Annotated in this window: 18 protein-coding genes; 6 read left to right on the top strand and 12 right to left on the bottom strand. The window is 70.1% G+C overall.

From position 1 onward, the window contains the following. Positions 1–10: 10 nt before the first annotated feature. The 3 genes from BM290_RS32345 to BM290_RS32355 are packed head-to-tail and all read right to left on the bottom strand — an operon-like array spanning position 11 to position 3,086. The gene (locus tag BM290_RS32345; protein WP_093619727.1) at positions 11–856 is read right to left on the bottom strand and encodes a carbohydrate ABC transporter permease; all 846 of its coding nucleotides are present in this window, start codon (positions 854–856) and stop codon (positions 11–13) included. Beyond that, positions 853–1,788 carry a carbohydrate ABC transporter permease gene (locus BM290_RS32350; RefSeq protein WP_093619728.1) on the bottom strand — a complete coding sequence of 312 codons (936 nt, stop codon included), beginning with the start codon at positions 1,786–1,788 and terminating at the stop codon, positions 853–855. The genes BM290_RS32345 and BM290_RS32350 overlap by 4 nt, the downstream gene beginning before the upstream one ends. Continuing rightward, complete coding sequence (locus tag BM290_RS32355) at positions 1,788–3,086, bottom strand: ABC transporter substrate-binding protein (protein ID WP_177319989.1); 1,299 nt, start codon at positions 3,084–3,086, stop codon at positions 1,788–1,790. Before BM290_RS32355 ends, BM290_RS32350 begins: the two co-directional genes overlap by 1 nt. 305 nt (positions 3,087–3,391) lie before the next feature. Here BM290_RS32355 and BM290_RS32360 point away from each other — a divergent pair, with 305 nt between their 5' ends. Further along, positions 3,392–4,423, top strand: a complete 1,032-nt coding sequence (locus BM290_RS32360; protein ID WP_093619730.1) for a LacI family DNA-binding transcriptional regulator — start codon at positions 3,392–3,394, stop codon at positions 4,421–4,423. On the opposite strand, the gene BM290_RS51125 is transcribed toward BM290_RS32360, so the two are convergent. Genes BM290_RS51125 through BM290_RS32390 form a run of 7 tightly spaced genes read right to left on the bottom strand, consistent with a single transcriptional unit; the run spans position 4,398 to position 12,186 of the window. Further along, entirely contained in the window at positions 4,398–4,505 is a 108-nt protein-coding gene (locus BM290_RS51125; RefSeq protein ID WP_425319649.1) for an MFS transporter small subunit, read from the bottom strand. The two genes, BM290_RS32360 and BM290_RS51125, sit on opposite strands and share 26 nt — an antisense overlap. Continuing rightward, entirely contained in the window at positions 4,502–5,899 is a 1,398-nt protein-coding gene (locus tag BM290_RS32365) for an OFA family MFS transporter (protein ID WP_093619731.1), read from the bottom strand. The genes BM290_RS51125 and BM290_RS32365 overlap by 4 nt, the downstream gene beginning before the upstream one ends. A 38-nt stretch (positions 5,900–5,937) precedes the next feature. Continuing rightward, complete coding sequence (locus BM290_RS32370; protein WP_093619732.1) at positions 5,938–7,074, bottom strand: hypothetical protein; 1,137 nt, start codon at positions 7,072–7,074, stop codon at positions 5,938–5,940. A gap of 3 nt (positions 7,075–7,077) precedes the next feature. Further along, on the bottom strand, positions 7,078–7,587 hold the full coding sequence (locus BM290_RS32375) for a sigma-70 family RNA polymerase sigma factor (RefSeq protein ID WP_093619733.1): 510 nt from the start codon (positions 7,585–7,587) through the stop codon (positions 7,078–7,080). A gap of 37 nt (positions 7,588–7,624) precedes the next feature. After that, positions 7,625–8,584, bottom strand: a complete 960-nt coding sequence (gene ligD / locus BM290_RS32380; protein WP_093619734.1) for a non-homologous end-joining DNA ligase — start codon at positions 8,582–8,584, stop codon at positions 7,625–7,627. 10 nt (positions 8,585–8,594) lie between these two features. Continuing rightward, on the bottom strand, positions 8,595–10,304 hold the full coding sequence (locus BM290_RS32385) for an acyl-CoA dehydrogenase (protein WP_093619963.1): 1,710 nt from the start codon (positions 10,302–10,304) through the stop codon (positions 8,595–8,597). Positions 10,305–10,356: 52 nt separating this feature from the next. Then, entirely contained in the window at positions 10,357–12,186 is a 1,830-nt protein-coding gene (locus BM290_RS32390; RefSeq protein ID WP_093619735.1) for a sensor domain-containing diguanylate cyclase, read from the bottom strand. Between the two features lie 192 nt (positions 12,187–12,378). Here BM290_RS32390 and BM290_RS32395 point away from each other — a divergent pair, with 192 nt between their 5' ends. The 3 genes from BM290_RS32395 (at position 12,379) to BM290_RS32405 (ending at position 15,446) form a co-directional block, all read left to right on the top strand. Continuing rightward, positions 12,379–14,106, top strand: coding sequence for an alpha/beta hydrolase (locus BM290_RS32395; protein WP_093619736.1), 1,728 nt, complete (start codon positions 12,379–12,381; stop codon positions 14,104–14,106). 98 nt (positions 14,107–14,204) lie between these two features. Next, the gene (locus BM290_RS32400) at positions 14,205–14,390 is read left to right on the top strand and encodes a hypothetical protein (protein ID WP_093619737.1); all 186 of its coding nucleotides are present in this window, start codon (positions 14,205–14,207) and stop codon (positions 14,388–14,390) included. An 18-nt stretch (positions 14,391–14,408) separates the two neighbouring features. After that, positions 14,409–15,446, top strand: coding sequence for a sialidase family protein (locus BM290_RS32405; RefSeq protein WP_093619738.1), 1,038 nt, complete (start codon positions 14,409–14,411; stop codon positions 15,444–15,446). Here BM290_RS32405 and BM290_RS32410 read toward each other — a convergent pair. Then, entirely contained in the window at positions 15,436–16,074 is a 639-nt protein-coding gene (locus BM290_RS32410; protein WP_093619739.1) for a response regulator, read from the bottom strand. The genes BM290_RS32405 and BM290_RS32410 overlap by 11 nt on opposite strands. Beyond that, a complete protein-coding gene (locus tag BM290_RS32415; RefSeq protein ID WP_093619740.1) occupies positions 16,026–17,312 on the bottom strand; it encodes a sensor histidine kinase in 1,287 nt (428 codons plus the stop codon). Before BM290_RS32415 ends, BM290_RS32410 begins: the two co-directional genes overlap by 49 nt. Positions 17,313–17,421: 109 nt before the next feature. Between BM290_RS32415 and BM290_RS32420 the strand changes: the two genes are divergently transcribed. Then, a complete protein-coding gene (locus tag BM290_RS32420) occupies positions 17,422–18,426 on the top strand; it encodes a fatty acid desaturase family protein (protein WP_093619741.1) in 1,005 nt (334 codons plus the stop codon). A gap of 175 nt (positions 18,427–18,601) precedes the next feature. Beyond that, a complete protein-coding gene (locus BM290_RS32425; protein ID WP_093619742.1) occupies positions 18,602–19,456 on the top strand; it encodes a CDP-alcohol phosphatidyltransferase family protein in 855 nt (284 codons plus the stop codon). The last annotated feature ends 46 nt before the right edge of the window (positions 19,457–19,502 follow it).

The following is a 19,502-nucleotide window of genomic DNA, read 5'->3' on the forward strand; positions in this document are numbered from 1 at the left end:
GATGCGCGGGCTACTTGACGGAGCCGAGAGTCAGGCCGCCGCGCCAGTACCGCTGCAGCATCAGGAAGGCCGCGATCAGGGGGACGATCGCGATCAGGGCGCCGGTCACGATCACGTTGAACGTGGCGCCTCCGCTGTTGCCCATGATCGCGGACATGTACCAGGCCCGCAGCCCGACAGTGAGCGGATAGAGCTGGTCGTCGCTCAGCATCACCAGCGGCAGGAAGAAGTTGTTCCAGGACGCGACCATGCTGAACAGCAGGACGGTGACCAGGGCCGGCTTCATGGCGGGCAGGGCCACGCTGGTGAAGACCCGGACCTCGCCCGCGCCGTCGATCCGGGCCGCCTCGAGCATCTCCTCCGGGACCGAGTCGGCCACGTAGACCCTCAGCAGGTAGACACCGAACGGGTTGAGCAGCGACGGCAGGATCACCGCCCAGATCGTGTCGACCATGTTCGCCTGCGACATCAGCAGGTAGGTCGGCAGCACCAGGGCGGTCGCCGGCACCATGATCAGTCCGAGGAGCAGCGCGAACAGGGCGTTACGGCCGGGAAAGCGCAGTTTCGCGAAGGCGTAGCCGGCCAGCGCCGAGATGACGGTCGATCCGATGCCGCTGACCACCGCGTAGAAAGCCGAGTTGCGCAGCCAGGTGACATAGACCCCGTTGTCCTGCTCGAACAGCACCTTCAGGTTGTCGATCAGGTGGAAGTCGGAGAACCAGAGCGAGGCCGACTGGAAGAGCCCCTCGTTGTTCTTGGTCGCGGCCACCAGCAGCCACCAGAACGGCAACAGGAAGTAGATCGCCATCAGGCCCATGACGACGTGAGCGGCGACGCTGCCTTTCTTCAGGTTCATTGCAGCGCGCTCCGTTTCCGGGTGGCGAAGAGGAAGATGTACGACCCGACGAACACCACCGCGCCGAGCAGGAACGAGATCGCCGCCGAGTAGTTGTACTGCTGGAACGAGAACGCCTGCTGGTACGCGTAGATGTTGGGCGTGTAGTGCGTGGTGATCGCGCCCGGGTTGAGGGGCTGCAGGATCAGCGGTTCGGTGAAGAACTGCAGCGTGCCCATGATGGTGAAGAGGGTCGCCAGGACCAGCGCGGAACCGATCATCGGGGTCTTGATCCGCAAGGCGATCTGCACCTCGCTCGCGCCGTCGATGCGGGCCGACTCGTAGGTCTCCCGTGGCAGGCCTTGCAGCGCCGCGTACAGGACGATCATGTTGTAGCCGGCCCACTGCCAGGTGACGATGTTGCCCAGCGACGCCAGCACGGTGCCGGTGGAGGTGAAGTCGATGCCGGTCCAGGCGAAGGGCCCGACGCTGTCGCTGTAGAGGAAGCCCCACATCAGGGTGCCGATGACCACCGGCACGGCATAGGGGACGAACGCCGCCAGCCGGAAGAACCGGGAGAACCGCGAGGTGGCGGCGTCGATCAGCAAGGCCGCGACCAGCGCGAGAACGATCATCACCGGGGTCTGGATCAGGCCGAAGACCAGGACCCGGACCACGCCCTCGCGTACCAGCGGGTCGTCGATCGCCTGTTTGTAGTTGTCGAACCAGGCGAAGACCTCACCCTCGATCAGGGTGGAGCGGTACAGGCTGATCTTGAAGGCGTAGGCCATCGGAAGCAGCAGGAAGGCGATCAGCAGCACCGCGAACGGCAGGACGAAGAGCCAGCCGGTGGCCGCCTCTTTCAGCCGCGCGGCGCGCCGGGTGCCGGCGGTTCCACCCGAGGGGCCCACGGCCGCCGGAGCGGCCGTGGGGGAAGTCTGGACCTCGGTCATTACTGAACCTTGAAGCCCTGCTGGGTGGCGTAGGTCTTGATGTTCTCCTGCGCGGTGTCCAGCGCCGCCGTCCAGGAGGTCTTCTTCTCGATCGCCTGGCCCAGGTTGGTGGTCAGCTGGTTGAAGTTGTAGCTGTTGAACGGGCTCCAGTCGAGCTCACCGATCGCGCTGTAGGCCGGCACGAAGACCTCGTTGACCTTCTGGCCGCCGAAGAAGTCGTAGGTCTTGCCGGTGAAGGTGTCCGCCTCCAGGACCGGGGTCACGGTCGGGAAGAGGAACGCCTTGTCGATGCCGATCTTCCAGGCCTCGGAGTTCTTGGCGCCGAAGATCTCGATGGCGACCTTGGCCGCGATGTCCGGGTACTTCGCCTGGTCGGTCACGGCGAACGAGGAGCCACCCCAGTCGCCCTGGGCGTTGGCGCCGGCGGTCCACTGCGGCAGCGGGGCGACCTTCCACTTGCCGGCCGCGCCGCCCGCATTGGCCTGGATGTAACCGGGGCCCCAGCCGGCCGCGAGGTAGGTGGCGTACTTCTCCGAGCCGAGGCCGTTGTAGAAGTCGGTGGTGTGGAAGGCGGTGGTGTCGGCCAGGCCGTTGCCGACCATGCCCTCCCAGTACTCGAACACCTTCTTGGCCTCGGCGCTGTTGACGTTCACGCCGATGCTGCTCGGGTTGGCGATGTCGTACGCATAGGGCTTGGCCCCGGCCTGCCAGAACAGACCGGTCATGAAGCCGCCGTCGTTGGCGCCGAAGTCGGTCATGAAGCTCTTGCCACCGGAGGCGGTCTTCAGCTTCTCCGCCTGCGCCTTGTACTCGTCCCAGGTGGTGGGGACGGTCAGGTTGTACTTCTTGAAGATGTCGTCGCGGTACATCATCGCCATCGGGCCGGCGTCGACCGGGATCGCGTAGACCTGGTCACCGGAGCTGACCTGGCTCCACGCCCAGCCGGCGTAGTCGCCCTTGACGTCGTTGGCGCCGTACTTGCCGAGGTCGACCAGGTGCTTGGTGAGCGCGAATGTGGGGATCTCCTGCAACTCCAGCATCACCACGTCGGGCGCGCCCTTGCCGGCCTTCAGCGCGGTCTGCAGCTTGGTGTACTGGTCCTGGCCGGTGCCCGCGTTCGTCCACTCGATCTTGACGTCGGTGTGGGTCGCGTTGAACTGGTCGACGACCGCCTTGAACTCCGGGTACCAGGCCCACACCTTGACGGTGACGGTGCCGGTGGGCTTCTCGGCCGGCTTGTCGTCGCCGCCGCTGCTGCAACCGGTCAGCGCGAGGGCCGTGGCCGCGACCGCCGCCACAACTGATCGCCGACTGACTCTCCGTGCACTAAAGTTGCCGATGTTCACTGGGTCCTCACAGACGAGTAGATGCGTATCCAGTTGATCAGTTCTGAGACCCGTGCAGGGCTCAGAGAGCCGACCTCCGGTGCTGGCACACCGGGGGTCGGCCGTTAGGCCAGACCTCGCACGCCCGATCAGTCTTCACTGCTGGTCGAGCGATGTTGCTACGCTTTTGCAGCGCTGCAAAGCAAAGCATGCACGGCACCCTGAACGACGGCAAGGGGTAACCTGCCGGAAACTTGGGGCGGTCAGAGGGGGCAAGAATGCGTCGAGAAGTCACTCTGCGTGACGTCGCGGAGTTGGCCGGCGTCTCCAGCCGAACCGTCTCCAACGTGGTGAACGGCTACGCCAACGTCACGGACCACACGAGAGAGCGCGTTCAGCGCGCGGTGGAACAACTCGGATACCGTCCGAACGTCCTCGCGCGCAACCTCGCGCAGGGACGGTCGGGGCAGATCGCGGTCGTCGTGCCGTATCTGGACACCCCGTACTTCTCCGAGTTGTTGCAGAGCGTGATCCGTGCGGCGCGGGTCCGCGGCTATAACGTTTTGATCGACCAGACCGACGGCGACCCCGAGCACGAGCGCGCGTTCATCGCGCACGGCTCGCGGCGGCTGCTCTTCGACGGCGTCATCTTCAGCCCGCTCGGCCTCGACCAGCAGGCGCTCACCGACCGCGATCCGACGCTGCCGCTGGTGATCCTCGGCGAGCGGTCCAGCGACGGCAGCTTCGACCACATCGGGATAGACGACGTCGCGGCCTCCCGGGAGGCCACCGAGCACCTGCTCGCCCTGGGCCGGCAGCGGGTCGCGGCGATCGGTGACCAGCCCTACGCCACCGGTGAGGCGGCGCAACGGCGGACCCAGGGCTTCCGCGAGGCGCACGCGGCGCGCGGGCTCACCCCGCACGAGGAGCTGATCATCAGCACGCCGCGGTTCAACCGGCCGGACGGCGCCCGGGCCATGGCTCACCTGCTGGATCTGCCGGAGCCACCGGACGCCGTCTTCTGCTACTCCGACCTGGTCGCGCTCGGCGCCATCCGGACCATCGTGTCGCGCGGGCTGCGCGTCCCCGAGGACGTCGCGGTGATCGGTTACGACGACATCGAGGACGGGCGCTTCTCCAACCCGACGGTCACCACCATCTCGCCCGACAAGGAGATGATCGCGACGACCGCGGTGGAGAGGTTGCTGCTGCGCATCGGCAGCGCGACCCCTCCGGACGGCTTGGAGGTACGCGCTCCGCACCGCCTGATCATCCGGGAGAGCACTACTGGAAGAGTTTCGCAGCAGTGATCAGGGTCTGGACGACCCCGTAGCCGAGGAGCACGACCACCAGGGCCCAGGAGAGAGCGAGCCGCACGCTGTGGTTCTTCACGCCGCCACCTCCTTCCGGCTCTGCGCGGCCGGCTCGTGCAGGTGCTCCGGCACCGGCCGGATCAGCAGGTTGGCGACGAATCCGACGGCCAGCACCCCGACCATGGTGAACAGGGCCGGCCGGTAGGCGTCCGCGGTCAGCGTGCCCGGTTTGCCCTGCGCGTCGAGGAACCCGTTGATGATCAGCGGACCGGCCACCCCGGCCGCCGACCACGCGGTCAGCAGCCGCCCGTGGATCGCGCCCACCTGGTAGGTCCCGAACAGGTCCCGCAGGTAGGCCGGCACGGTCGCGAACCCACCGCCGTAGAACGACAGGATCACCCCGGCCAGCAGCACGAACAGCGCGGTCGCGAGGTGACCGGCGAAGGCCAGCGCCGCGTAGAGCACCATGCCGACGCCCAGGTAGACCATGTAGATCGGTTTGCGGCCGATCAGGTCGGAGGTCGACGACCAGACGAACCGGCCGGCCATGTTGAACAGCGACAGCAGGCCGACGAACCCGGCCGCCGCGGAGACCGCGACCGTCGAGACGCCGCCGGACTCCCGGAAGAAGTCCTGGATCATCGGGCTGGCCTGCTCCAGGATGCCGATGCCGGCCGTCACGTTGCAGAACAGCACGATCCAGAGCAGCCAGAACGAACGGGTCCGGATCGCGTTCGCGGCGGAGACGTCGGCGGTGGTGACGAGCGGCTTCTCCCGTACGGCCGAGGGGTCCCACCCGTCCGGACGCCAGCCCGGCCGCGGCACCCGGATGTTGAACACGCCGAACATCATGATCACGAAGTAGGCGACGCCCAGGGTGAGGAACAGGGCGGTCAGCGCGTCCCCGTCGGCGACCGAGGTGGCCACCGCCGGGTTGTAGCCGTCGTCGTAGAAGGACAGCAACTGCCGGGAGGCCGGACCGGCGATCATCGCGCCCCCGCCGAACCCCATGATCGCCAGGCCGGTGGCCAGGCCCGGCCGGTCCGGGAACCACTTGATCAGGGTGGACACCGGCGAGATGTAGCCGATGCCCAGGCCGATCCCGCCGAGCACCCCGTAACCCAGATAGAGCAGCCAGAGCTGGCCGGTGGCGATGCCGAGCGCGCCGACCAGGAAGCCGGTGGCCCAGAACGAGGCGGAGACGAACATCGCCTTGCGCGGTCCGCTGCGCTCCACCCAGGTGCCGCCGACCGCGGCCGAGAGGCCCAGCATGACGATCGCGATGCTGAAGACCACCCCGATCGCCGTCTGGCTGGCGCCGAAATGCTGAACCAGGGAGTTCTTGTAGACGCTGGTGGCGTAGGCCTGGCCGATGCACAGGTGCACGGCCAGCGCCGCCGGCGGGATGAGCCAGCGACTGTACCCCTCAGGGGCGATGGTGTGCTCACGGTCGAGCGCGGACAGGAGGGCCATCGCCGCACAGTACCGATCGAAGCAGGCAAATTGGAAGGTTACCTGGCGGTCAGAATGAAACCATTCACCTCGCTGACCCCCCCGGCCGCGACCGGGTACTCGGCGCCCCGCAGCGTGTGGTCGTCCTGCCAGGCCAGCGACACCGCCAGGGACACCCCGTCGACCATGCCGATCCGGTCGCGCCGGGCCATCACCGCGCCGTCGGAGAGCCGGATCAGGGCGACCGCGGCGGGCAGTGTCCGGCCGGTGCTCTTGTACTGGTAGGCGACGGCGAGCATGGTCCCGTCCGGGGAGAGGCGTATCCGATTCACGGCGAAGCAGTCGCTCTTGCCCAGCGGGATCCGTGACACCGGACGGCCGGTCGCCACGTCGATGACCAGGGGCAGGCACTCGTCGTCCGTCGAGGCCATCGCCAGCCGGCCGGCGGACAGGTCGCTGTGGCGGAGCCCGCCGAAGACCTTGCCGAGGTTGATCATCGGCTCCTTGACGACGGTCCGCTCCGTCCCGGTGGCCAGATCGTGGGCGAACAGGCCCGCCGGCCGCCAGAGGTACGCCGTGGTGGCGTCCGCCGTGAGCAGCGTGACCTGCTCGTTCCTGCGCCGGATGTCTCGCTGGATCCGGGCCCTCCCGTCCGGGCCGGTCACCACCAGCCGGTACTCGAGCCCGGCTGCGTCCGGCCGGTCGGAACGATCGACGGCCGACTTGGTGTCGTACGAGCTGAACGCGACGATGCCGCCGTCCGGCAGCGGCACCACCTTCGTCCAGTTCGGGGCGCCGACGACCGGGTGCCCCACCAGGACGCCGTCCGGTCGCAGCTCACCGGCCTGCCGGTCACGGCCGATCTCGACCTCGGCGCCACCCGGCACGTGGTAGCGACCGGCCGCGTCGTCGAGGATCAGCGCCTGGGCCGGCGGCGTCGCCACCGGATCGACGGTGGGCGCCGGCTCGGCGGTGGCGGCCGGCAGCTCCGGCGGCGCCGCCGGGGCGCGCCAGGCCGCCACTCCGGCGCCGCCACCGGCCAGCACCACCAGCACCGCGGCCGCCGAGACCGCCGCCTGCCGGTTGCGGCGCCGGCCGGCCCGGCGGTGGACGTCGGCGAGGTCACCCGGATATCCCGGTGCGCTCCGGGCCGCCGCCCGGACCATCTCGGCCAGGTCCTGCGGGATCCTCTCCATCGGTCAGTCCTCGCTGTTCAGCTCGTGCCGGAGGGCGGCCAGCCCGCGGGCGAGACGGCTCTTCACGGTGCCCTCGCTGATCCGCAGGGCGGCGGCCGTGTCGGCGGTGGAGAGGTCGAGCAGCACCCGGCAGGTGATCACGGCGCGCTGCGGCTCGGGGAGCTTGGCCAGCGCGTCGCGAGCGACAGTGATCTCCGGCGGCCACAGGTGCGGATGGGCGGAGTCGTCGGCCGGTGGACGCTCCCGGCGCACCTTGCGCCACCAGGAGGTGGCCCAGTTGAGGGCGACCCGGAAAACCCATCCGGCCGGATTGTCGAGGCGGCTGACCGTGGGCCAGCGGGCGTAGGCACGGGCCATCGCCTCGGCCACGGCGTCCGCGGCCAGCTCGTCCCGGCGCAGGGTGACCGCGAGCGCCCGGTAGATCCGGTCGGCGTTCGCCCGGTAGAAGGCCTCGAAGCCGTCCTGCTCCGAGGCCATCGGGTCCGCGCCGATCATCACTGTCGAGGACACCATGTTCGGTACACGCCGGTGACCGCTGATCGGTTCCCGCCTAGTCGGAGGATTTCTCGTCGGGGGTCTCCAGGCCCGCCTTCTCGTCGCGGTCGGCCCACTCCAGGAGCGTCTCCAGGGAGTACGCCTCGTCGTCGATGGCGGCGTGCAGGTCGCCCAGCCGGGCGAAGCGCTCGGGGACCGTACGCATGGTGAAGTCCCTGGGGTCGAGGTCGTGGATCTCGTCCCAGGTGACCGGGGTGGAGACGGTGGCCTCCGGGACGCCGCGCACCGAGTAGGCGCTGGCGATCGTGTGGTCCCGGGCGTTCTGGTTGTAGTCGATGAACAGGGCGGACGGGTCGCGGTCGCGGCGCCACCAGGTGGTCGTCACGTCGTCGGGGGCCCGGCGCTCGACCTCGCGGGCGAAGGCGAGCGCGGCCCGGCGCACGTCGGTGAAACCCCACTCCGGCCGGATCCGCACGTAGACGTGCAGGCCCTTGCCGCCGGAGGTCTTCGGGAAGCCGGTGACGCCCAGCTCGTCGAGGACCTCCCGGACGACCGGGGCGACCCGCCGGACAGTGTCGAACGGGCAGTCCGGCATCGGGTCGAGGTCGATGCGCCACTCGTCGGGGCGCTCGGTGTCGGCCCGGCGCGAGTTCCACGGATGGAACTCCACGGTGGACATCTGCACCGCCCAGATCACGTCCGCGAGTTTGGTCACGCAGAGCTCGTCGGCGTGCCGGTGGTAGCGGGGGAATGTCACCCGGACCGTCTCCAGCCAGGGCGGAGCGCCGTTGGGCACCCGCTTCTGGTGCACCTTCTCCCCGGCCAGACCCTCCGGGAACCGGTGCAGCATGCAGGGTCGCTCGCGCAGCGCGCGGACGATCCCGTCGCTCACCGCCAGGTAGTACTCGACCAGGTCGAGCTTCGTGGCGCCGAGCTCCGGGAAGTAGACCCGGTCCGGGTTGGAGACCCGGACCTCGTGGTCGCCGACTTCGATGATCGTGGCTTTGCCCGCCATACCTGCGAAACTAGCCCAACCAGGCGTCGTCCATGTCCCGAAGCAGCGTGTCGCCCGAGTCGAGCAGGTCGAGCAGCGGGCCGATCCGGGGCAGCTCGTGCGTGACGAAGTACTGGGCGGCCAGGCGTTTGCCCTCGTAGAAGGCGCCCTCCTTGCCCTCGGCCGCCCGTCGCTGCTCCAGCCACATCCAGGCGATCACCAGGTGGCCGGCGGCATCCAGATAAGCCGTGGCGTTGACCAGAGCCTTCTCGGCGTCGCCCCCGGCCCACAGCGTGGCGGTCGTCGCGGCGAGCCGGTCGGCCGCCTTCTTCACCGGGCCGCCCAGGTCGGGTGTCTTGTCGGCGGTCGCGATGATCCGGTCCAACAGCAGGGCCAGGCCGGCCCCGCCCTTCATCGTCACCTTGCGGCCGAGCAGGTCGAGGGCCTGGATGCCGTCGGTGCCCTCGTGGATCGAGTTGAGGCGGTTGTCCCGGTAGAACTGCTCGACCGGGTACTCGCGGGTGTAGCCGTACCCGCCGTGGACCTGGATGGCGTGGTCGTCGGCGAGACGGCACCACTGCGACGGCCAGGCCTTCACGATCGGCGTGAGCACGTCCAGGAGCAGGTCGTTCTCCGGCGACGGCTCGTCCAGCAGCTTCGCCGCATAGAGCACCAGGGCCAGGCCCCCCTCGACGTACGACTTGGAGGCGAGCAGCATCCGGCGGACGTCGGGGTGCGTCACGATCGGGACCGGAGGCGCCGCCGGGTCCTTGTCGCCGACCGGCCGGCCCTGCAGACGCTCCCGCGCGTAGGCCAGGGCGTGCAGGTAGCCGGTGTAGCCGAGCGCGACCGCGCCGGAGCCGACGCCGATCCGCGCCTCGTTCATCATGTGGAACATGTACGCCAGGCCGCGGCCCTCCTCGCCGACCAGCTCGCCGATCGCGTCGTCGAAGGCGAGCACCGTGTTGGTGGTGCCGCGGTAGCCCATCTTGTGGTTGAGCCCGGCCAGCACGACGCCGTTGCGCTCGCCGGTGTCCAGCCGCTTCTTCGGCACGATGAAGAGCGACAGCCCCTTGACCCCGGCCGGCGCGCCCTCGACCCGGGCCAGCACCAGGTGGATGATGTTCTCGCTCAGCTCGTGGTCGCCACCGGAGATCCACATCTTGCCGCCGTTGATCCGGTACGTCCCGTCGTCCTGCCGGACGGCCTTGGTGGCCACGTCGCTCAGCGAGGACCCGGCCTGCGGCTCGGACAGGCACATGGTGCCGGTGAACCGGCCCTCCAGCATCGGGTGGACGTAACGGCTGATCTGCTCGTCGGTGCCGTGCGCCAGGAGCAGGTGGGCGTTGCCGGCGGTGAGCATCGCGTACGCCGAGGTGCCGGTGTTGGCCGCCTGGAACCAGAGGAAGCAGGCCCGCTGCACCACGTGCGGCAGCTGCAGGCCGCCGTGCTCGGCCGGGAAGCCGGCGGCGATCAGGCCGGACTCGGCGAAGACCCGCAGCGCCCGGCTCACCTCGGGAATGATCGTGACGGTCTCGCCGTCGAAGGTCGGCTCGTTGAGGTCGCCGGTGCGGTTGTGCGGCGCGAAGTCGCGCTCGGCGATCTGCTGGGAGACGTCGAGGAACGCGTCGAACGTCTCCCGGGAGTGCTCGGCGAACCGCTCCCGGGCGGTCAGCGCCTCGGCGTCGAGCCATTCGTAGAGCAGGAAGTCGAGATCCCGCCGGGAGAACACCTTGGACACCGCGGTCACCACCGTTTCAGCCGGAACTTAATGCACCCAGTGTGCATCAAGTTTAGTCCGCCGCACGGTGCCGGCCCACCTGGATCGTCACGCCGGCCGGGATCCGGCTGGAGTGCTTGATCTCGTACATGGCATGGTCGGCGGCGCGCAGGGCCTCGTCCGGGTCGGTCGCGGCCGGGGCCAGGTGCACCCCGACGCTCGCGCCGATGCCGATCTCGTGCCCGTCGATCCGGAACGGCAGCTCCAGCACGTACCGTACGCGGCCGGCCATCGCGATCGCGTCGTCGGGCGCGACCGTGCCGGGCATCAGGATGACGAACTCGTCGCCACCGACCCGGGACAGCACGTCCTCGGTACGCACGCAGGCGCTGAGCCGTTCGGCCACCTGCCGCAACAACTCGTCGCCGATCTCGTGCCCGTGCCGGTCGTTCACCGGCTTGAACCCGTTCAGGTCGACGAAGAGCACCGCCACCGCGTCGGCCCGCAGCGTCGAGTTGAGCTTGTCGTGCATCCGGCGCCGGTTGGGCAGGCCGGTCAGCGGGTCGTGCTGCGCCTCGTGCTCCAGCCGCTCCTGGAAAGCCCGGTTCTCCGAGATGTCCCGGGCGTTGATCACCACGCCGTTCAGCGACGGGTTGGCCATCTGGTTGGAGGCGGTGAAGTCGAACCAGCGGAACTGGCCGTCGGCGGTCCGGACCCGGCACTGCAGGCGCAGCACCCCGGCCGGGTCGGCGAGCAGCGCGCCCAGCTTCTCCCGCATCTGCGGCTGGTCCTCGTGGTGCACCACGTCGAAGACGCTGTGCCCGGCCAGCGAGCCGGCCTTGAAGCCGAGCACCGACGTGGTGCTCGGGCTGCTGAAGATGATCCGGCCGCCGGCGTCGAGCACCGACACCAGGTCGGGGGCGTGCTGGAAGAGGGCCTGGAACCGCTCGTCGGCGCGGCGCCGGGTGATCTGGGTGCGGTAGCCGAGCAGGGTGATGCCGACCACACCGATCACGAGCATCGCCAGCAGCGTGAGGTTGAGGGTCTGGCTGCGGTTGTAGACGACGCCGTCGAAGGACGCCTTGGTCTGGGTACGGATGTAGTACCAGCCGCTGTGATCGATGTCGATCACCACGGCGATCATCTTCTCCTCGCCCTCGAGGTACTCGACGAACGCCGAGGCGCCGGTCCGGTTGCGCAGGATCTCCGGGTTGACCGTGGTGCCGAGCACCTCGTCCAGACTGGCCGCGCCGATCCGGCCGGTGGCGTCGACGATCGTGGTCCGGTGGTAGTCGCTCTTCAGCTCCCGCATGTAACCCTGCAGGGAGGTCGACGAGACGTGGTTCAGCCCGATCAGGTACCCCGCCGGGACGCCCGCACGGGTGAACGGCACGGCGACCGCGGCCACATAGGAGGCGGGTTTGGCGGGGTCGCTCCCGGCCACCTGCATGACGTTCGAGAAGCCGTAGTCGTCGACGGCGCTGTCGGTCGCGGCGGCGGTGTCGAGTTGCGCCCACATCGGCTGCCAGCCGGCGTCCTCGGTCGCCGGGAGAGGAGAGTCCCCGCTCGCCATCAGGACGTTGTGGCCCGGGTCGGTGATCAGCAACCCGTACTGGAAGGTGTTCGTCTTCTTCGCGGCGGCGGCCAGCGCCGCCTTCGCCTGCTCGACGGAGACCGCGGTGCCGGCCGCGAGCAGAGCGCCGATCTTGCCCAACTCGACCGTGGAGTAGTACTGGAGCTGGCCGGTGAGCTCGGCGTTGTTGTCACCGAGGGCCGTGGTGTCGGTCCGGTGCACCTTCTCGACCGCCTGGACGGTCGAGCGGTTCACCAGAATGCCGGCGACCCCGGCTCCGGCCAGCAACAACACGCTGACCAGCACCGCGATCCAGTTACGCAGCCGCATCGGGTTCCTCCTCACCGCATGTCATCGGCAGAGGAGTCGGGAAGTGAATGAACCCGCAGAAGAAACCAGGGAATACCCCGAGGGAAATGAGGCGGCGCTCGGCGGGATCGACCACGATGATGGAGAGGCAACCCATCGGGTCGATGTCGTCACACCCGGTGTGGGACCCGGCCCGACGAAACGGAGCACCGGATGCTCAGACAGGTGGTTGCGTCCCCGCCCGGGTGGCAGAGGACGTTGCTCTCCCGGATTCCCTCCCCCCGCCGATCGATCGAGGACACCCCGGCCGTCCCGGCACCGCCGGCCCGGCGCATCGTCCGATCCCGCCTCAGCGTCACCGGCGCCGGTCTCGCCGCCGTCTTCTACTGTCTCTCCTTCACCCCGTCGCTGCTGCCACGCGCCTGGTTCCTGCAGGGCGTGGTCGCCGGGATCACCGCGGCCATGGGGTATGCGCTGGGCGCCGCCCTCGGGGCGCTGGGCCGCCGCCTGCACGGCCCGTTCCGCGCCCGGACCACGCTGATCGCCTGGTCGGTGCTCGCCGCGGTGGTGCCGGCGGTGGTCGGGATCTTCCTCTGGCTCGGCACCCGCTGGCAGCGTGACCTACGGGTGCGGCTCGGCATGGCGCCGGTCCCGGAGTACGACATCGCCCGTACCGTCGGGGCCAGCCTGCTCACCTTCGGCCTGCTGCTGCTCATCGCCCGGCTGCTGCGCCTCGCCACGTACGGGTGCGCGCTGCTGTTCCGCCGGGTCGTCCCGCAGCCGGCCGCCTACTGCGCCGGCACCCTGGTGGTGGCCGTCCTGGCGTACTCGGCCCTCGACGGCCTGCTGATCGCCAACCTGTTCACCACCGTCGACCGGCTGGCCGCCGTGGAGAACAGCGGGACCGGCAACGGCGTCACCGTTCCGGCGTCCACCCTGCGCTCCGGCGGGCCGCAGTCGCTGGTCCAGTGGGACTCGCTGGGCCGTCAGGGCCGGACCTTCGTGGCCGGGACACCCACCGTCGAGGAGCTGACCCGGTTCGCCGGCCGGCCCGCGGTCGAGCCGATCCGCGTCTACGCCGGCCTCACCTCCGCCGACACCCTGGCGAGACGAGCCGACCTGGTGGTGCGGGAGATGGACCGGACCGGCGCGTTCGACCGGGCGGTGATCGCCGTGATCACCCCGACCGGCACCGGCTGGGTCGACAACAAGGTCCCCCGATCTCTGGAGTTCATGTATGCCGGGGACACCGCGCTGGTGTCCATGCAGTACTCGTACCTGCCCAGCTTCTTCGCCTTCATGGGCGACCGGTCCGAAGTGGCCGACGCGGCCGACGCCCTGATCAGCGCGGTGCGCGCGAGGTGGGCGGCGCTCCCGGAGGCGACGCGGCCACGGCTGCTGCTGTTCGGCGAGAGCCTCGGGACGTACGGGATGGAGATGACCTTCGGCACGCCGGAGCGCCTGGCCGCCGGGGCGGACGGGGCGCTGCTGCTCGGGCCGACCTTCGCCAACCCGTCGCACCGGGCGCTCACCGAGGGCCGTGCCCCGGGCAGCCCGATCTGGGACCCGGACTATCCGGGCCTGCCGGTCGAGTTCGCCGACGACGCGGCCGAGCTGCGGGACCGCTCCGGCCCGCCACCGAAGGTGGTCTACCTGCAGAACGCGACCGACCCGGTGGTCTGGTGGAGCTGGGACCTGCTCTGGAAGAAGCCACAGTGGCTGGTCGGGCAGCGGGCGCCGGACGTCACCCCGGACATGCACTGGTACCCGGGCATCACGTTCTGGCAGATCACCTGTGACCTGGTCTTCTCCAACAAGGTGCCGACCGGGCACGGGCACTCGTACCGATCGGAGACGGTGGACGGCTGGGCGGCTCTCGCCCCGCCGCCGGGCTGGACGACGGCGGACAGCATCCGGCTGCGCGCCCTGCTGGACGGATGAGTTCACCCCGGTCGATCGGCTGAACCGCAACGAGTGATGCCCGTCGAAGCCCCTCGCGCGTTGAGAATCGAAGTGGGGAGCGCGAGAGGGGGCCGGTGATGGGTGATGCGCTGAGCGGGTTCCAGCGACTGCCGGGCCGGCGGTCCCGGCCGGTGACCCAGGGGCTGCTGGCCATGATCGCCGCGGTGCTGATCCTGGGGTGTGGCCTGCTCGCCGGGCGCCTGTGGGCCGACGAGGCGCCGGCCCCCGCACCGGCGCCGAGCCCATCGAGATCCGCCGTGTGACACGGTAGGTTCCCCGGCATGACCTTGCATCGAAAACTGTCCATCGCAGTGCTCGCCCTCGTCGTGGCCGGCGGCACCGGATTCACCTCGGGCGCCGGGCTCTCGTGGCAGCTCACCGACACCGGCTCGACCGCGCGGTTCCGTGGGCTCGCCCCGGTCAGTGCGAAGGTCGCGTGGGCCGCCGGATCCGCCGGGACGGTGCTGCGGACCGTGGACGGTGGGCGCACCTGGGCGTCGGTCGGCCCACCCGAGGCCGCCGAGCTGCAGTTCCGCGACATCGAGGCCTTCGACGCCCGGCACGCGGTGGCGCTGACCATCGGCAACGGCCCGGAGTCCCGGGTCTACTCCACGTCGGACGGTGGCGCCTCCTGGACCGAGACGTTCCGCAACGACGATCCGGCCGCCTTCTACGACTGCCTGACCTTCAGCGACCGGCGGCACGGGCTGGCCCTGTCCGACCCGGTCGGCGGGAAGTTCCGGATCCTCGCCACCCGCGACGGCGGCCGGACCTGGCAGACCCGGCCCACCAGCGGCATGCCCGACGCGCTGCCCGGCGAGTTCGCCTTCGCGGCCAGCGGCACCTGCCTGGTCTCGTCCGGCCGGCACGCCTGGTTCGCCACCGGCGGCGACGCGACGGCCCGGGTGTTCGCGTCGAAGGACGGCGGATGGACCTGGTCGGTTTCCGATTCACCGGTGCCGAGCGGGCCCAGCGCCGGCATCTACTCGCTGGCGTTCCGCGGGCCGGGACAGGGCGTCGCGGTCGGTGGCGACTACGCCGCGGAGACGTCCGCCCCGGACGGTGCGGCGGTCACCCGGGACGGCGGACGGCGCTGGACGGTGTCGCGGACGGCGCCCGGCGAGTACCGGTCCGGGGTGGCCTGGTGGGGCGGGCGTACCGCGCTGGCCGTCGGCCCGACCGGCAGCGACGTCTCCTGGGACGGCGGCGTCACCTGGCGGCGCTTCGACACCGGCAGCTTCGACGCGGTGGCCTGCACCGCGGACGGCGCCTGCTGGGCGTCCGGCCGGGACGGGCGGATCGCGAGGCTCAGGCGTTGAGGTAGGTCAGCACGGCCAGGACCCGGCGGTGGTCGTCGTCCGAGGGCGGCAGGTCCAGCTTCGTGAAGATGCTGCTGATGTGCTTGCTGACCGCCTTCTCACCGACGAACAGCTTGGTGGCGATCGCCCCGTTCGATCGTCCCTCGGCCATCAGCGAGAGCACCTCACGCTCGCGGGTGGTCAGTCCGGACAGCGGCGAGGAGTGGCGGGCGAGCAGCTGCGAGACGACCTCCGGGTCCATCGCGGTGCCGCCGCCCGCCACCCGGCGCACCGCGTCGACGAACTGTGCCACGTTCGCCACCCGGTCCTTCAGCAGGTAGCCGACCCCGCCCGCGCGGTCGGTCAGCAGCTCCCTGGCGTAGAGCGGCTCGACATGCTGGGACAGCACCAGCACCGGCATGCCGGGCACCTTCTGCCGGGCCTCGATAGCCGCCTGCAGGCCCTCGTCGGTGAAGGTGGGCGGCAGCCGGACATCCACCACCGCCACGTCCGGCCGGTGCTCCAGCAGGGCCGGCAACAGCGACGGTCCGTTGTCGACCGCCGCCACCACCTGGAAGTCGAACGCCTCCAGCAGACGGGTCAGCCCGTCCCGGAGGAGGGCGAGGTCTTCGGCGAGGACAACGCGCACGGCAGCTCCATGGTCACGACGGTCGGTCCGCCCGGCGGGCTGGACAGGCTCATCGTGCCATCGAAGGCGGCGAGACGGCGTTCGATGCCTCGCAGCCCGGTGCCGCCGGACGGGTCGGCCCCGCCCCGGCCGTCGTCGGAGACCCGCATGACCAGGGTCCGGCCGGTGTGCCACAGCTCCACGGCGCCGTTGCCGGCCGCGCCGTGCCGCACCGCGTTGGCCAGCGCCTCGGCCACCGCGAAGTAGGCGGCCGACTCGACCGGGGTGTCCAGCCGGCCCGGCAGCTCGGTGGTGACCGTGACCGGGATCGGCAGGGCCATCGCCAGCGCCCGCACGGCGCCCTCCAGCCCGCGCTCGGCGAGCACCGGCGGGTGGATGCCACGGACCAGGTGCCGCAGCTCGACCAGGGCGGCCGAGCTGCTCTCCCGCGCCTCGGCGAGCAGCTTGCGGGCGGTGACCGGGTCGGCGTCGACGATCTCCTCGGCCAGCCCGATGGTCATGCCCAGGGCGACCAGCCGGGCCTGGGCGCCGTCGTGCAGGTCACGCTCGATCCGGCGCAGCTCGGCGGCCTGGGCGTCGACCGTGTCGGCCCGGGTGACGGTGAGCTGGCTGACCCGCAGGCGCAGCTCGGCGGCCCGGGTCGGGGCGAGGAAGAGCCGGCTGAAAAGGGCGTCGAACCGGCGAAGGTACGGCGCGGCCGCGACCCCGATGGACAGGATCACCGCGCCCTGCGGCAGAGACAGGAAGCCCTCGCCGACGGTCTCGATCGGCCAGATCATGCCGTAGCCGTACGAGTCGGTGCCCAGCCAGATCCAGAGCGGGATGAGCAGGATGCCCTCGAACCCGTAGACCGGCAGGGCCAGCGACAGCATGCCCAGCACCAGTCCGGCCACCGCGCCGGGCAGCAGCCAGGCCACGTCGCGCCAGGTCGCCGGGTCGGTGATCAGCCACTGGTAGTAGCGCAAGCCGCCGAGGACCACGCCGTCCGGCCGCGGACGGTACGGCCGGGAGATCGGCACGCCCCGCCCCGCGGCGAGCCGGCGCGCCAGATCGGCACGCGCCCGGATCAGCATCGTCACCAGCGGCAGCGCCAGCAGCCCGATGCCGAGCACCGGGGTGAGCACCAGCCCGACCGCGAAGAGCACGAACAGGGGGATGTTCACGACGGCGAGGGGGACGGCGAGCAGCCCGCCGGCGACGGCACGGGCGCCGTCCCGGATCCAGTCACGCGAGTCCATGCCCTCATCCTGGCCACCGGGCGCCAGGTTGTCGGTAGGGCCAGCCCTACCTCGCTTCGGTGGCCTGGCACTCCTGACCGGCGATCATCGGAGACGGTTCGCTGGGAGCATGACGACGACAGCAGCAGCGCCCCGGACCGCGGGCAGCGATTTCGCCGAGTTGAACCGCCGGATCAGCGCGGCCGGGCTCCTGCGCCGCCGGCCCGCGTACTACGCCGTACGCCTGAGCCTGGTGTCCCTGGCCCTGATCGGCGGGTGGACCGCCTTCGTCCTGGTCGGCGCCTCGTGGTGGACGCTCGCCGTGGCGGCGTTCCTGGCCGTGGTGTTCGCCCAGGTGGCGCTGGTGGCGCACGACCTCGCGCACCGGCAGGTGTTCCGCACCAACCGGCCCAGCGCGCGGGCCGGGCGGATCGCCGGGAACCTCGCGATCGGCATGTCCTACGGCTACTGGATGGACAAGCACACCAAGCACCACGCCAACCCGAACCACGACGACCTGGATCCGGACGTCGGCCCGGACGTGCTGGTCTGGTCCCGGGAGCAGGCGCGCGGCAAGGGTTTCGTCGTCCGGCACCAGGCGTGGCTGTTCTTCCCGCTGCTCACTCTTCTGGGGGTGTCGCTGAAACGCGACAGCGTGCGGGCGCTGGCCGGCGGCACGATCAAACAACGCGGCCTGGAGGCCGCGCTGCTGGCGATCCACTTCATCGGGTACGCCGCCGCCCTGCTCCTGGTCCTGTCGCCGGTGCAGGCGCTGGCCTTCCTCGTGGTGCACCAGGCGCTGTTCGGGGTCTACCTGGGCCTGACCTTCGCTCCGAACCACAAGGGCATGCCGCACCCCGACGGCACCGAGGACTACCTGCGCAAGCAGGTCCTCACGTCACGCAACGTCCGGGGCGGGTGGTTCGTGGACGCGGCGCTGGGCGGGCTCAACTACCAGATCGAGCACCACCTCTTCCCGGCGATGCCGACGCCGAACCTGCGCCGGGCCCAGCCGATCGTGCGGGACTACTGCGCCGAGATCGGGGTGCCCTACGAGATGACCGGGCTGATCGAGTCGTACCGGCAGGCGCTGCGGCATCTCCACGACGTGGGAGCCGATCTTCGCAAAGGATGAGTGATAACCCGGAATCGGGCGTAGACTCTCTATCGCACCTAACACCATCGTGTCATGAAAACTGAGAAGAATCCGACTACTACCCCCCTAGATCAGCATTACCGCAGGTAGTAACCCTGTTGTTACCGGCGGGCCACACAGCCTATTCGTAGGATTTGGGGCTAAAGTGCCGCGCGTGAAGGTGACCTTGCAGGAGATCCGGGAACGGACCTACAAGCCGGTCGACGCGTGGTGGACCGTGCTTCTGGTTGACCCGCTGGCGGCCCGGCTGGTGCGTCTCGTGGCGCCGTACCGATGGATCACGCCCAACGTTCTGACCCTCGTCGCATCGATCTTCGGATTCGGCGCGGCCGCCTGTTTCGCGTCCGGGGAGAGGGGGGCGCTGGTCGCGGGCGGCGTCCTGTTCCACATCAGCTTCGTGGTCGACTGCATGGACGGGAAGATCGCGCGGCTCAACGGGACGGGCACGATGTTCGGGCAGTGGCTCGACTTCGTGCTGGACCGGGTGCGGATCTTCTTCATCGCGCTGGCCCTGTTCGGCGGGCAGTTCGCGCGGACCGGCAACACGGCTTACCTGTGGCTGATGGCGATGGCGATCTTCCTGGACCTGTTCCGGTACCTCAACGGGGCCCAGATGGCGAAGGTCCGGCGCGCCATGAAGGACCAGCTCAACGCGTACCGCCTGCCCTCCGCGAGCGAGCCCGACGCGGACGACGAGACGGCCGACGACCTGACCGGGCCCGCCGGCGGCGGCTCGCTGAAGAGCCGGATCGGCGAGACGCTGCGCCGCAACCGCATCCGCACACACCTGTTCAGCGGCATCGAGTACGAGATGACGGTCTTCATCATCGCCCCGATCACCGGGCTGATCTTCCCGGTCACGATCGCGGCCGGCGCCGGGCTGCTCACCTTCGAGCTGTTCCTGATCTACAAGCTGTTCCGCACGTGTCAGCGGTTCCCCGGCAGGCTGGCGGCCGCCCGGGCCGCCTACGACGAGCATGCGGCGGAGCGGGTCACGTCCTCGGTCTGAGGACACCCCGGTCGTCCCCGCACCCCCGGCGCCGCGGTGCCCGGAG

Origin of the sequence: Actinoplanes philippinensis (genome assembly GCF_900113015.1) — a bacterium.
GTDB lineage: Bacteria > Actinomycetota > Actinomycetes > Mycobacteriales > Micromonosporaceae > Actinoplanes > Actinoplanes philippinensis.